The 13,794-nt window shown below is 43.8% G+C and carries 14 protein-coding genes, 1 pseudogene and 1 other annotated feature (1 of these 16 running past the window's edge); of the genes and pseudogenes, 8 read left to right on the forward strand and 7 right to left on the reverse strand.

Annotation, left to right across the window (positions count from 1 at the left end; translation table 11 throughout):
* Positions 1-170, reverse strand: a binding site (T-box leader); it reaches 84 nt to the left of the window's first position.
* Between the two features lie 85 nt (positions 171-255).
* Entirely contained in the window at positions 256-906 is a 651-nt protein-coding gene (gene trhA / locus LPKJCM_RS03185) for a PAQR family membrane homeostasis protein TrhA (RefSeq protein ID WP_057961687.1), read from the reverse strand.
* 133 nt (positions 907-1,039) lie between these two features.
* Here trhA and LPKJCM_RS03190 point away from each other — a divergent pair, with 133 nt between their 5' ends.
* The 3 genes from LPKJCM_RS03190 to LPKJCM_RS03200 all read left to right on the forward strand — a co-directional run bounded on the left by LPKJCM_RS03190 (position 1,040) and on the right by LPKJCM_RS03200 (position 3,672).
* On the forward strand, positions 1,040-1,513 hold the full coding sequence (locus LPKJCM_RS03190) for a DUF1836 domain-containing protein (protein WP_057961686.1): 474 nt from the start codon (positions 1,040-1,042) through the stop codon (positions 1,511-1,513).
* 74 nt (positions 1,514-1,587) lie between these two features.
* Positions 1,588-2,367: a DUF975 family protein gene (locus tag LPKJCM_RS03195; protein WP_057961685.1), complete on the forward strand. Its 780-nt coding sequence runs from the start codon at positions 1,588-1,590 to the stop codon at positions 2,365-2,367.
* Positions 2,368-2,652: 285 nt separating this feature from the next.
* Positions 2,653-3,672, forward strand: coding sequence for a sugar kinase (locus LPKJCM_RS03200; RefSeq protein WP_057961684.1), 1,020 nt, complete (start codon positions 2,653-2,655; stop codon positions 3,670-3,672).
* 90 nt (positions 3,673-3,762) lie between these two features.
* Here the strand turns inward: LPKJCM_RS03200 and uxuA are convergent, their stop codons facing one another.
* A complete protein-coding gene (gene uxuA / locus LPKJCM_RS03205; RefSeq protein WP_057961683.1) occupies positions 3,763-4,848 on the reverse strand; it encodes a mannonate dehydratase in 1,086 nt (361 codons plus the stop codon).
* A 154-nt stretch (positions 4,849-5,002) separates the two neighbouring features.
* Between uxuA and LPKJCM_RS03210 the strand changes: the two genes are divergently transcribed.
* The 3 genes from LPKJCM_RS03210 (at position 5,003) to LPKJCM_RS03220 (ending at position 7,456) form a co-directional block, all read left to right on the forward strand.
* A complete protein-coding gene (locus LPKJCM_RS03210; protein ID WP_225364104.1) occupies positions 5,003-5,671 on the forward strand; it encodes a GntR family transcriptional regulator in 669 nt (222 codons plus the stop codon).
* A 109-nt stretch (positions 5,672-5,780) separates the two neighbouring features.
* Positions 5,781-6,971 (forward strand): D-alanyl-D-alanine carboxypeptidase family protein, encoded by a 1,191-nt coding sequence (locus tag LPKJCM_RS03215; protein ID WP_087069535.1) that lies wholly within the window; start codon positions 5,781-5,783, stop codon positions 6,969-6,971.
* A 227-nt stretch (positions 6,972-7,198) separates the two neighbouring features.
* Complete coding sequence (locus LPKJCM_RS03220; RefSeq protein WP_057961681.1) at positions 7,199-7,456, forward strand: hypothetical protein; 258 nt, start codon at positions 7,199-7,201, stop codon at positions 7,454-7,456.
* Positions 7,457-7,770: 314 nt separating this feature from the next.
* Here LPKJCM_RS03220 and LPKJCM_RS03225 read toward each other — a convergent pair whose 3' ends face one another.
* The 3 genes from LPKJCM_RS03225 to LPKJCM_RS03235 form a co-directional block, all read right to left on the reverse strand.
* On the reverse strand, positions 7,771-8,505 hold the full coding sequence (locus LPKJCM_RS03225) for a glucose 1-dehydrogenase (protein ID WP_057961680.1): 735 nt from the start codon (positions 8,503-8,505) through the stop codon (positions 7,771-7,773).
* Between the two features lie 82 nt (positions 8,506-8,587).
* On the reverse strand, positions 8,588-9,559 hold the full coding sequence (locus LPKJCM_RS03230) for a zinc-binding dehydrogenase (RefSeq protein WP_057961679.1): 972 nt from the start codon (positions 9,557-9,559) through the stop codon (positions 8,588-8,590).
* Between the two features lie 292 nt (positions 9,560-9,851).
* Positions 9,852-10,091, reverse strand: a complete 240-nt coding sequence (locus tag LPKJCM_RS03235; RefSeq protein ID WP_057961678.1) for a hypothetical protein — start codon at positions 10,089-10,091, stop codon at positions 9,852-9,854.
* A gap of 204 nt (positions 10,092-10,295) precedes the next feature.
* Between LPKJCM_RS03235 and LPKJCM_RS03240 the strand changes: the two genes are divergently transcribed.
* Together LPKJCM_RS03240 and LPKJCM_RS03245 are read left to right on the forward strand one after the other, a co-directional pair.
* Positions 10,296-11,162 (forward strand): DUF3737 family protein, encoded by an 867-nt coding sequence (locus LPKJCM_RS03240; protein ID WP_057961677.1) that lies wholly within the window; start codon positions 10,296-10,298, stop codon positions 11,160-11,162.
* A gap of 2 nt (positions 11,163-11,164) precedes the next feature.
* Positions 11,165-12,337, forward strand: a complete 1,173-nt coding sequence (locus LPKJCM_RS03245; protein ID WP_057961676.1) for a MalY/PatB family protein — start codon at positions 11,165-11,167, stop codon at positions 12,335-12,337.
* A gap of 82 nt (positions 12,338-12,419) precedes the next feature.
* Here LPKJCM_RS03245 and LPKJCM_RS03250 read toward each other — a convergent pair whose 3' ends face one another.
* Positions 12,420-13,010 carry a Fic family protein gene (locus LPKJCM_RS03250; protein WP_318530548.1) on the reverse strand — a complete coding sequence of 197 codons (591 nt, stop codon included), beginning with the start codon at positions 13,008-13,010 and terminating at the stop codon, positions 12,420-12,422.
* Positions 13,011-13,188: 178 nt separating this feature from the next.
* A pseudogene (locus LPKJCM_RS03255) lies at positions 13,189-13,747 on the reverse strand (hypothetical protein).
* Positions 13,748-13,794 lie beyond the last annotated feature (47 nt).

Genomic DNA, 13,794 nt, shown 5'->3' on the forward strand with positions numbered 1-13,794 from the left:
AAATTGGAGAACAGCTACAGTAGCCGTGGTAACGCTCACTAGCGGGATAACCTACTTGGTTCAATCACCCAGTTCATAGATGTGTGTTCACTGCCACTCACTTCCCCTTCCCACCGACGGGGCTCTCTTTATGTGAATTAAACAGCTACTTTTCTAATCGTAACTTCATGTTTATTATTTATTTTTAATTTGTTGATACTTGTAATTTACCACCAATTATCATTAAGTCAAGCAGTTTTTGAAAAACGATTGTCATTAAATATTAAAGTAAATCGATAAAAACATTGTCAGCGTGCCACCCATAACAAAGAAATGCCAAATCAGATGCATCCCTGGAATCTTTGGAATACTATAAATCAACGCCCCCACGGTGAAGGTAACACCACCGGCGACCAACAGCCAAAAACCACTAGTACTCAAATTGGCATACAATTCCTTTCCCAGGAGCATACATAACCATCCCATGACAACATAGATGGTGGTTTCAGTCTTTTGAAAACGGCCATGAAACACCACATGGCTGACAATCCCCGCAATGGCCAGGATCCAAACACTTGCCAACAATAAATTGCCAGCCCAATTGTGGACGAAAATCAGACAATATGGCGTATAGGTGCCAGCAATTAAGAGAAAAATGTTACTGTGATCAAAGATCTGAAAGAGTCGTTTCGCTCGGGTAAAGACGAAGCAGTGCAGCAGCGTCGAAGCTAAGTACAAACACAGGACGGTCAAACTATAGATCACTAAGCTCACCACGGCGACACTGGAAAGGCCATCCCGAACAGCTTTAGTAATCAATAAAGATGACAGCCAGATGGCAACGAAAAACGAAACACCATGCGTGATCGCATTCAGTGCCTCATAAATAATCTGTTGGTGACGCATTTTGGCAGTTTGTTCATTCATCACAATGTCTCCTTAACATCATCATAAGGTATCGGCATTCTATAGTCAAGGTAATCTAGGCATCAAATCTACGTTCTTTATTTTTGACATTTTCTATGTAATAATACAAGTATTTACTTTGAAAGGAAATAGGATGGCAAAAGAAAATTTTACAAAGCAATTAGCAAAAATGACCATGCCGCACTTCAATGATCTGCCAAATTTGGACCTTTATATGGACCAGGTCATCGATGAGGTCAACCAGTACTTGGCCCCCATTACCCACACTAAGATTACCAAAGCAATGATCAACAGCTACGTTAAAAAAGGCATCGTTGACCGACCCGTCAAAAAGCGCTATTCACGGCTTCATTTGGCAAAAATTTTAGTTGTCAGTCTACTCAAACCAATTTTATCACTGGATACGATCGATCAAGCCATGAAAATTGCGTTGAAATTAGAGACCCCCAGTCGGGCATATGACCAGTTCATTGATTTATTTAACCAGGAATTAACCGACGTTGATATTGATAATCTATCCGCCAAACAGTATCAATCAATGGCTATCCGGGCACTACTCTACAAACTGGTTGTCGATGACCTGATTAACAACAGTAAGAAAGTGTAAGGCCTTTTTATTAAGTGAAAATCTCACCTTGAACTATAATAAGAATGTAACTAAATTTATTGGGGGTTGATCTTATGAATCGAGCAGCTTTAAAATTAGACGCTAAAAGTCTGTTAAATGCTCATTTTAAATTTTTCTTTCTGCTATTTTTGCCAGTATTCATTCTGGAAGTGATTGGCGGGTATCTCTCCGCACCTCGAGAAGATATTTATGATGCTCAGTTGAACGCCAACATGCCGGTGTGGACCGGATCGCAAACGTTTGGAACGTTGGTGACCCTCGTTGGCGCTCTGGTTGGTGTTGGAATCTTCTTCATCTGCATTGATGCCATGCGGCAAAAGCTGACTTATGAACAGCCGTTTCAAAAGTCAATGACCATTTTCAATAACGTCGATTATTTTTTAGGAACCATCCTACTGTACATCATTCAGTATGTCTTTATTTTCTTATGGATGATCTTGCTGATCATTCCAGGACTCATCAAGGCCTTGGCCTATTCACAATCGTTTTATATTTATCGCGATGCCATCGACCGCGGTGAGAAAATTAGTTACCTTGACGCAATCACGCGCAGCCGGAAACTAATGGATGGTCACAAATGGGAATACTTTGTAATGGGACTCAGCTTTATCGGTTGGGGCCTACTGGCAGTCATTACTTTCGGAATTGCGGCAATTTGGGTACAGCCTTACATGACCCTGAGCTTTGCGAACTACTATCGGGAATTGGCCGATGAGCACAATACGAAAGTTACCCAGGAAGCTGGCCGGATTAATCCAACGCCAGTGAATAACGGAGAAGCGCAATCAATCAATGATTCCAATGATCCATCAGATAATACATCAAATAAATAAACAAACAATCTAAGATTAGATCCAGTTAGAAACTGATGAATTTCAGTTTTTAGCTGGACCTTTTTCGTTACACTCGGGATGAGTCTAGAGGCGGGAGCAAAAATAATTATCGTCTCACCCATCTTTCAGCATTGCAAATATTCCATAGCAACAACGTGGGAATTAAAGCAGTTTCCAGCCATAATTATCACTGGGTTGATACCTGTTTGAAGAAGCGGGCTCTTAGTTTTCACTGGTATGGTATTATACAGATACAAGTATTTATCATGATTGGAGATCCTAGCGATGCGGGTAACAACTTTTGGCGAGATTATGCTACGGCTAACGGTGCCGGATAGCAAGAAATTTGTCCAGGCGACTTCTTTTAACGCGAACTACGGCGGTGCTGAGGCAAATGTTGCCGTCTCGCTGGCCATTTTGGGTGATGATGTGGGCTTTATCACTAAACTACCCAAGAATGAATTAGGCGATGGCGCGATCCAAAAGTTGAAAGGATTCGGGGTTGATACCAACCACATTCTTCGTGATACCGGTCGGCTGGGCGTTTACTACCTTGAACCAGGGAGTGGCGTTCGCCCGAGCAACGTGATTTATGATCGAGCTGGCAGCGTTTTTTCGGCCTCAGCAGTTTCTGACTTTAACTGGGCAGATATTTTGGGGAAAACCGATTATTTTTACATCTCCGGGATTACCCCCGCTCTTTCGGACAATCTTCAAACCGTGCTCCTTGAAGCGGCCCAGTTCTGCCACGATCATCGAATTCACGTGATCTACGACGCAAATTTCAGAGGAAAGTTATGGACATCAAAACAGGCAGTGGCCTTTAACAAACAAATTCTACCGCTGATAGATACTTGTCTGGTGCACGACGAGGATATTGAACAAGCATTTGGTATTCCTGCATTCAAGACCGCTAACCATCAAGCAATCGCTCAAAAGGATACCTTTAAACAAGCAATGGCCGTTCTAGCCGAAAGATACCCGAATCTCACCACTGTGGCCAGTGTCTTGTGTGACATTCATTCACCGCAAAATAGTCGGTGGATGGGAATAATACGTCGTGGTCGCCGCTTCTACGAAAGTCCGATTTATTCCGTCGATATTTTACCCGAAGTTGCCGGCGGTGACGCCTTTGGTGCGGCACTAGTTCACGGAATACTAAACGACTTTTCTTCTCAATTCCAACTTGACTATGCCATTGCGGCAGCAGTTTTAAAGCTGACCATTCCGGGTGACTTCAACCTTTCGACTGATGCAGAAATTCAGGCAGCGATGCCCGTGGATCCGCGATCAATTAATAGATAAACAATCTAAGATTAGCGCCAGCTAGAAACTAATTAATTTCGGCTTCCAGCTGGCGCTAATTTTAAATTGTTTTAGTTGGCAGGCTCCTCATCAAGCCCTACTTTTCGTAATGGCTTCCCACAACCCGTTTAAATAGGTGACACCAAGCGCCCGATCATAGAGACCATATCCTGGGCGCCCATTTTCTCCCCAAATATTTCGGCCGTGGTCCGGTCTAATATAACCATCATAGGCATTATCAGCCAGTGCTTTGACAATTTCATACATATTCAGCGATCCAGTAGAAGACAAATGTGCCGATTCGTGGAAGGCTGTTTTTGCCTGATTCATAAATCGGATATTTCGGGCATGAATAAACGGTGCCCGCTCTTTCTTCACAAATTCGCGAATAATCGCCGGAACGTCATTTCGTGGATTCTCTCCCAAGCTGCCGGTACAAATCGTAAAGCCATTATAGGGTGATTCGTGCAGCTGTTCGATTTTTAACATATCTTCCCGATTTTTATAAATTCTTGGCAGTCCAAATAATGGGAACGGTGGATCATCAGGATGCATCGCCATTCTGACATCGTACTTTTCACAAGTCGGTATGATTGCATCCAAGAAATATTTTAGATTTGCACGCAATTGTTCGCCATCAACGTGTCGGTACTTCGCAAACAGTCGTTGAACATGTGCCAGTCGTTCAGGCTCCCATCCCGGCATTTCAAAGCCCTTTGATCCGGACATGATCTGTTGAATCAGATCGTTGGGATCATCAGAAAGTCTATCTGGTTGGTAAGCCATCGCATTCGAGCCGTCTGGCAACTGATAGTTCAGATTCGTTCGCAGCCAGTCAAACACGGGCATGAAATTATAGCAAATCACCTTCACACCATATTTGGAGAGGTTTTTGATGGTTTGCTGATAGTTTTCAATATATTGATCACGTCCAGGCTGCCCAGTTTTGATGTCATCATGAACATTCACCGATTCAATGACTTCAAATCCTAAGCCGGCACTGGTGACAGTTTGTTTAAGCTTTGCAATCTGGCTTGTTGGCCATACTTCGCCCACAGGAATGTCGGACAACGCAGTGACAGCCTGGGTCACGCCTGGTATTTGGCGAATCTCTGCCAGTTCAACTGGATCATTTTGTTCACCAAACCATCTGAACCCCATTTTCAAGGCAATCATCCTTTCCGAACCCTTAATTTGATACTAATATATCACTTTTAAAATCCTTGGTCAAAGTCGCTATTCCGCAATTTCGTTCACTTTGGCGATTCAGGAAAATGATTAATATGGTAACATATTCTCAGTGAATCAATTTTAACAAAGGAAAGATGAGATGACATGGAAAGCTTACAAGATAAGGCATAACGCAATTTATTCAAAAATCATGAATTTAGATTTATATCCTGGTCAACAAGTCTCTGACAAACAGTTCGAAGAAGAAATCGGCGTGAGTCGTACGCCGGTCCGAGAAGCGATGCTCCGTTTACGACGGGATGACATGCTCTACTCGCTTCCCCAAAGCGGGACCAACGTCACTCGAATTGACCTCAAAAAATCCTTGGATGCCCGCTATTCACGTCAACTACTGGAGTCAGATATTGCGAGATCTATCGGCGATACTTTAACCGATGATCAAATCAGCCAACTCGCTTCGGTGGTTGAAGAACAGACAACTGCCTCCAAACGCGATCAGATTCAATTATTCTTTCAAATGGACAATCACTTCCACCAAAAGATTTACGAATTTGCTGACAAACAAAACATTTGGAATTGGCTGGTTGACTTTAGTGTCGACCTCAACCGCTACCGCTTGCTCAGAGTTTACGACGCCAATCTGCCGATGAGCCGATTGACGCAGGAACACCAAGACATTATCGACGCCTTTCGCGCTCACGATGCAGCCAAAGTTTACCAACTTGTTTACAGCCATCTCAATTTGATGCTCAGTGAGCAAAAGTCCGTTCTGGATAAATTTCCAGACTATTTCACCAATATTAATTAGTGGTCGCAGAATTACTCCGATCGAACAGTTCTTTTACAGTTCTGTTAAAAAGTCAGGGTGGCTGGTCGTTGAATGTTACACTTTGAATTGAATGAGGAGGAGATTATTTATGAAGATCAAACAATTTTTGCGGCTGACGCTCATTACCTGTGCGGCCACAATCACAGTTGGGATCGGCCTTTCCGGTCAGTCATCAACGGTTAGCGCCAGTTCAGGTAGTTATAAGACCGTTGCAACAGCAGCGATCAAAAAAGCACCCTACCATAAAAAGTCGTCAGCAGGGGCTGTCTATAACGCTTCACACACTAAAAAGGTTGCTAATCTAAAAACTTACCCTTACACCACTTGGTATGCAACTGCCAAAGTTACTTTGAAGCACGGCAGTTCAAAGGCACTCTACTATAAAGTCAAGAATGGTTCCGGCAGCGTTTCTGGGATTGTCTGGAATAAATACCTGAAGCCCGGCACCTCACCATTTGGTCTCAAGTATGCCAAGTCAGCGGTCGCTTTGGATGTCAACACCAATAACAATGTTTGGACTAAAAATGCCAACACCGCGCGACCAATCGCTTCACTTTCCAAATTAATGACCCTTTATCTGGTCCGACAAAAGATTTCTCAAGGTAAAGGCACTTGGTCTAGCAAGGTGACGACCAGCAATGCCGGTTTGAAGAAATTGGGTAAATCCAACGTCTTTGGTGGATTCAAATTCAACCATAACAGCTACACCGTTCGTCAGTTGTATCTAGCCGGGTTGATTGAATCGTCCAATAACGCCGCTATTGCCCTTGGTCAATGGGTCGCTGGTGGCTCAACCCCTGCCTACAACAAAAAATTCATCGGCATGATGAACAACCAGGCTCAGGAATGGGGATTGAAGCACTCGTCATTTGTTTCCGCATCCGGGATGGAACAAAACAGTTTGGTTCCATACGGCTATAGCATTGGGGCAGCTAAAAACGCCAATTACGTTTCGGCCATTGACATTGCGCAAATTTCCCGTCACTTTGTTGTTGATCACAATGACATTTTGACTGACGCTTCAGTTAAATCCATGAAGGTTGATGGACAAACGCTCCATAACTACAACAACCTACTACCCGGTCGAAAGTATTATCAAAAGTCATTGAATGTTGATGGTTTGAAAACCGGCTACACCGATCCTGCTGGCTACTGCTTCGTCGGTACTGGTCGAAAATCGGGCCACGACCGGATAATTACCGTTGTCTTGCATGATGAAAATGAGTTTACTGAAACCCGCTCATTGATGAACTACGTTTACAATAAAAATCTCGCTTAGTTAAAACCAGGTCGAATAAGACCATTGTGCTAACACTAACGGCAGCTGTGATCAAGCTTACCACTTTTGTCACAGCTGCCGTTTTTTGTCGTTTTCAATGCAATCAATCCCGTCTTTCAACACAAATAACAATCCCCTAATTGACTTATTACCGAAAAAATCATAATCTAATAGATAGTGATTTCATTATACAAATAGTTGAGTTTTGGGGGAGCGTCTACATAATCATGGAAAATGAAAGCAATTATGATCTATACACACGGCTCAGTCCACGCTGCTGGTCGGAAGCACTGGTCGCCAAGGCTGCCGAAAACGAACTGAAGCATAGTGCCAATCGCGGTGACGGTGAGGCCCGAATGCTGTTGGAGCTGCATCAACTCGAACCGGCAGCTAAGCCATTATTCGGCCATGTCGCCCATGCCAGGCATAAAAAAATGCGTTCGTATAAATATATCTACACATTGCATTTGAAGTTTGGAAACTAAGCGCTTGATTTCCACGTTTCCGCAATGTAAGAGTCAAAATAATAAGTTGAGACTGGGACAATAGGCGTTTAGATCCCAGAGTTTAACGAGAAAGTGCAATCATTCCTGGTTTTGGAATGGTTGCACTTTCTCGTTAAACGGCAGGGATCTGCCGTTTGCCACGTAGGCTAGGCAAGCGATGCTGGCCGTCGTCGCAGCTTTTGGCAAGATAGAAGTGGTGATCAAAGTTGCCATTACAAACACAAAAGAGTTATGTCTCACCCTCGACTTTTTCGAATCCAAATAAAAGTTAGCAATCCAACATCACCGGATTTTTACATAGCGGTCATTCCACCATCAATTACAAACTCAGATCCTGTCGAATAGCTGGCGTCATCCGATGCCAAGAAAAGCACCATCTTGGAAACTTCTTCCGGCTCAGCCACTCGTTGTAGTGGAATCGATTTTGCGAATTGTTTGATGACTTCTTCACTATCACCTTGATGAATCATTGGCGTTGAAATAAACCCTGGGTGAACTGAGTTAACACGGATATGTGAACCGGCCAACTGCAACGCAGCCGCCTTGGTCATTCCACGAACCGCAAATTTGGTGTCGGTATAGCCAATCGCACCGCCAACCAGACCGTTCATTGATGAAATATTCACGATACTGCCGCTGCCATTCTTCTTCATGGCTTCAGCCGCGTACTTCATCCCCAGAAAGACGGAAAGTTGGTTAATCTTGAAGATCTTCATGTAGTCATCGAGGGTAATCTCGGCAAGCGGTTTGTTAAAACTGATCCCGGCATTATTAACCAATATATCCAGTTTGCCAAATCTCTTGACCGTCTCATCAATGACCTTCTTCCAATCATTTTCACTGGAAACATCCTGTTTGATAAATTGAACGTTATCGCCTAATTCATCAGCCAAAGCATTGCCCTTTTCTTCGTTAATATCGGTAATGACAACCTGGGCGCCCTCATGAACGAACAACTTAGCATGACTGGCACCCATTCCTTGCGAAGCACCGGTAATGATAGCAACTTTGTTATCTAATTTTCCCATATTCGTGGCCTCCTGTGAAAGCGTTTACTATCTACGGACATAGTATAACCGATTTATTTTAATTATCTAAATAATTTGCTTATTAAAATTTGAGGAGGATCTTTTTCTTCTTTGAATTTTTTTCAAGTTTCTTGTGTGCCCAAGCCGCATCTTCGTATGACTTCTCCAAGATTGAATCCTCAAGCAGGTAGCCATCCGCCATTAATCGATTGATAAACTTCGCAGCATCTCTGATTTGATCAAGCGGCGCATTGCTGATCACAAAGCCGCTGATTGTCTTTGACTGGGTATAAAATTGCCGGACATCAAAGGCGAACCGATTATTCTTTGGCGCTGTAATCAAACAAACTTTCCCACCAGGCTTTAGTGCCTGTAAATTATCTTGGAGTTGCACTTTACCAGAGGTATCCACCACGTAGTCGACCTTTTGAATGTCAGCCTTACTCAGCTGTTTTTTGAGCGACTTGTCGTAGTTCAAACATTGATCACTCCCAAGCCGATCCAGCAGATCAAAATCACTGGTATTTGAAGTTGTGACCACCTTTAACCCCATCACGTGGGCCATCTGGACAAATTTGGTCCCGACATGTCCGGCAGCGCCTTCAACCAAAATCGACGTCCCGGAGACGGCCCCAAACACTTTGGTCAAAACGATTGCGGCAGTTGCGGCAGAATGGACCGCGGCCACCAGTTGAGTAGGCTCAACATGCTCTGGTACGTGGAATAGTCGAGCCGCTGGGATTGCCGCATATTCGCTGGTGACGCCTTGGCGGCCTGAATAGCCCATACTGTTAGTCCAAACCCACTCGCCCTTGGAAAAGCCGGTAACGTCACTGCCAACTTCCTGGACTTGTCCGACAGCATCTCGCCCGACGACAAATGGAAAATCGGTGTCGGTTTTAAATGAGCCTGAACGGACAAATGTATCGACGTGATTGACGGCGACCACATTGACTTTAATCAACACTTCATCACTGGTGATTGTCGGCTTGGGCAACTCACCTACTTTGATGTCCTTGGCCTCACCGTTTTGCGTAATATAAGCTGCTCGCATAATAATTCCTCCCATCCAGATATCTAATTCTTAACACCTCGATTATAAGGCCAAACTGATAAGCGAACAGGAATAAAGACGATTAAAATGATTGGGACACAAAAAGCCTGAACATCACCAAAAAGGGATGCTCAGGCATTGAAAGTGTGAATTAATATCATCAGATCCGATTTCTAGTCAAGCCAGCAGCTTCAACCAACATCCCAATTTAAGCGAATAAAGCCATTATTTCAAGCCGGAAATAATCGATTTAGTCCCTTAAATAGTGATCAATCTGCCTGCAGTTGGCCAGTCACTGATTTAACCACTGAATCTTGAACTGCTGCTCGCCGTCAATTGAATGAACCGTTTCTTCATCCCCATTAACCGGTGCATGCGGGATTCGAAAGCTGGGGTGCATGTGGCTGGTAAAATCAAATTCATAACCAATCCCAGACTTTTGCTTTTCAGCTTTCATCAATCCAAACGTACCATCAGACAGTTTAACGATCTGTTCCTTCTTTTTTGAAGGGTCAACATAAATTGTTGTCATAATCTGCACCTCCACTTACATTATAGCAGTGGTTTTGGGCGTCGATGACATTAATCATCAGATATCCTTGACTTATAGTCCACTTCAACGTTTATAGTGATATTAATCGTAACCAAATCCTGACCACGGTTTTGTTGGAAACGAGTATACTGAAATTAAGTCCTTTTCAGAAAATAAGCTATTAATGATTAATAAGGAGTCGCAATGAAACAATATCTGAACCAATATTTTGACGGCGAACGACCGTTATTTGCTGAAGTCAATGCGGACATCACCGGCACCACATTTGGCACCGGTGAGTCCCCACTAAAAGAAAGCCGCAACATTCATTTAACCGATTCAATTTTTACCTATAAGTACCCCTTGTGGTACAGCAAGCACATCAAAGTTGACCACTCGATTTTGGAAACAATGGCCCGTTCAGGCATCTGGTATACCCACAATATTCAAGTCAACGACAGTGCCATCCAAGCGCCCAAAATCTTCCGTCGCAGCAGCGATATCACTCTGAACAACGACCACTTTTCAGACGCCAAAGAAACCCTCTGGAATTGTCAAAATATCAAGATCAACAACGTGCAGGCAAACGGTGACTACTTTGGCATGAATAGTGAAAACATTTACGCTGATCATCTGAATCTGATTGGCAACTACGTCTTTGATGGTGCCAAAAATGTTGAAGTCCACCATTCCACTTTGGTTTCCAAAGATGCCTTTTGGAATTGTGAGAACGTTAAGATTGTTGATTCGACCATTAACGGCGAATATTTGGCTTGGAATACCAAGAATCTAACTCTCATCAACTGCACCATCGAAAGCGATCAGGGTCTTTGCTACATCGACCATCTCACAATGCGCAACTGCCGCCTGCTGCGGTGCGATCTGGCGTTTGAATACTGCTCAGACATTGACGCAACCATCAACTCTAATATTATGAGTGTCAAAAATCCCATTAGCGGGACAATCCACGCTCGTTCAATCGGCGAAATCATCCTCGACCCAACCAAAATTGACCCAAGTAAAACAACCATTACAACCGATGACAAAGCATCGACAAAGGAGACCGCCTAACTATGTATGACTTTACTTCAATGATTTCACGCAGGAATACCGATTCGGTTAAATGGGACGTTAAGCCAAATGAGCTACCAATGTGGGTGGCTGACATGGACTTTAAAGCTGCACCGGAGATTCTTGAGGCGATGCGCCAAAAGGTTGACTTCGGCATTTTCGGATACGAAGAGCCACATGACGATTATTTTGAAGCCGTTGCCAAATGGTATCAGCGTGAACACCACGCCAACATTGAAAAAGACTGGATGTTTTTCTCAACCGGCGTTGTGCCAACCATTTCTTCGGCCGTTCGCCGTGTCACCAACGTCGGCGATAACGTGCTGGTTCAAGCACCGGTTTACAATATTTTCTATAATTCCATCGTTAACAATGGCCGCCACGTATTGTCATCCGATCTGGTTTACGACGTCAAAACTCATCAGTATCACATTGACTGGCAGGATTTGGACGCCAAACTGGCCGAACCTTTGACAACCATGATGATCCTCTGCAACCCTCATAACCCAATTGGCAAAGTTTGGACTAAAGAAGACTTAATGAAGATCAATCGGCTTTGTCTCAAACACAGTGTTACGCTGCTGGCCGATGAAATTCACGGCGACCTGGTTTTTAAAGGTGCTGACTATACGCCCATGTTCTCATTGCCAGAAGAACTGCTGCAAAACGTCATCGTCGCAGTCTCGCCAAGCAAGACCTTCAACCTTGCCGCTCTGCATGCCGCCACGGTCATCGTGCCAAATGAAGCCCTGCGCAGCAAAGTGAACCGCGGCATTAACACCGACGAGCTGGGTGAACCCAATCTCTTGGCAATTCCAGGAACGATTGCCGCCTATACGAGAGCTGGGCAATGGGTCCACGAACTCAGAGGCCAAATTCGTGCTAACTACGAAACAGTCGTCAAATTCTGTCAGGAAAGCATCGCCGGTATCACAGTGGTCCCGTCAACCGCCACCTATCTGGTGTGGATCGATGTTCGCCAACTCACCGATGATTCTGCGAAATTAGCGACGTTCATCAGAGCCAAAACCGGCCTGTATCTTTCAGCCGGAAATGTTTATGGCGGTGATGGCAATCACTTCTTGAGACTAAATATTGCCAGTCCGAAAGCGATGGTTGAAGATGGCTTGAACCGGCTGCAACAAGGGATAAAAGAATTTAGCGCAATTAACTAACAACCTAAGTTAATGATCAAAAAACTCGGCCCCAATCAAAAGTTCTGGAAAACTTTTGATTGGGGCCGAGCACCGTCCAGCATTATTTGAATTCAATGCCGTATAAACAATTATCATACGTCCAGCGCATGATCTCTTGTGAATTGCCAGTTTCATAATACTTCGCCAGCAGCGTGTTAAAGACTTCCAACTGGTTTTCGTTGATATTAACGATCCCAGCGCCGGCGTTAATCAAAATGTAGTTAGCGTACAAAATGGCAGTCCGCTTGTTACCATCCCAAAAAATTTGTTGGCGCATGATATCATACATTATTTTGAGGGCCTTTTCAGTAGCGGCATAATCATTATTCATAATTGTTTGAATATCAGTTTTGACGTTATTCACATCTGAAATTGGCGGTACGTACTGAACACCACCAATTTGTTCGCTCCCGGTCCGGATTTGTCCAGGAACCAGGGCATCCTCAGCCGCAACAATCCGATTAATTTGCTGACAAATTTCTAGACTAAATGGTTCGCTATGACTTAATACAAATTCCAACCCTTTTTTGAGATTAACGATTACCTGAATATCATCAATTGAAACACCGGCGACACTCATTCCGTCAATAATCGTCTTTGTTTGTGGAAGAGTTGCCGTAACCCTCTCAAATTTGGAAGTTGAATATACCATACTAACAAGATTCTTTTTTGTAAGAAAGCGATTTTGTTTCAGAGTTAGCCTAAATTTGTTTTTCATAACTCGTCTTCTTCTCCATGTCATCCACTCATCGTCAGTATGCTGCCTCATAGAATAAAAAAATCTATTCAACAGTTGAAATCACCTCAACCACCAAATAGACCTCATTTAATTAAGCTTCAACAATCTTTCCAACCGCAATCGGCAAAGTTGTGTGTTGATCGTACTTGCCAACTGCACCTTGGATCGTGTCAGGTAAGTCCATCGACTCTGGAACGCCGTGAATGTAGACTACCCGTTTTTCAAGGTGCAGGTCATCGTCATTGAAGACTTCCTTGAACTTCTTGCTGATTTCTGCCAACGGAACCGCCTTCTTGTAATGGAAATGGCCATCCGCGTCTGAAGTTGGGTAGGTTATCAGTTGGGATATCCATCTTCTCTGGAGCGTCGTTAAACGGCACCATCGTCGTGCCAGATACCGGTTCTGTTTCCGGTAGGTCAACATAGCCGTCATGGTTGATATCTTGAGCCGCAGTCGCTGGTTTCGCATCCTTGCCATCTGGGAAACCATGGAAATGCATCCAATGCTGTGTATTTGGTGACGTGTGATCCATGGTAATTTCAACGGTTAGGGTATCACCGTCAATCGTAAAGGTCGCCTCACCAGTCGGGTGGGTACCAATTTTATCGCCGTTCAATGAAGTAATTTCTGCCTTGTATGTTTTTGTCATCACGAACGCTTCCTTTGAATAAATTATTGATCCAACTCAACTATACC

This window comes from Lentilactobacillus parakefiri, assembly GCF_002157585.1.
In the GTDB taxonomy this organism is placed as follows: domain Bacteria; phylum Bacillota; class Bacilli; order Lactobacillales; family Lactobacillaceae; genus Lentilactobacillus; species Lentilactobacillus parakefiri.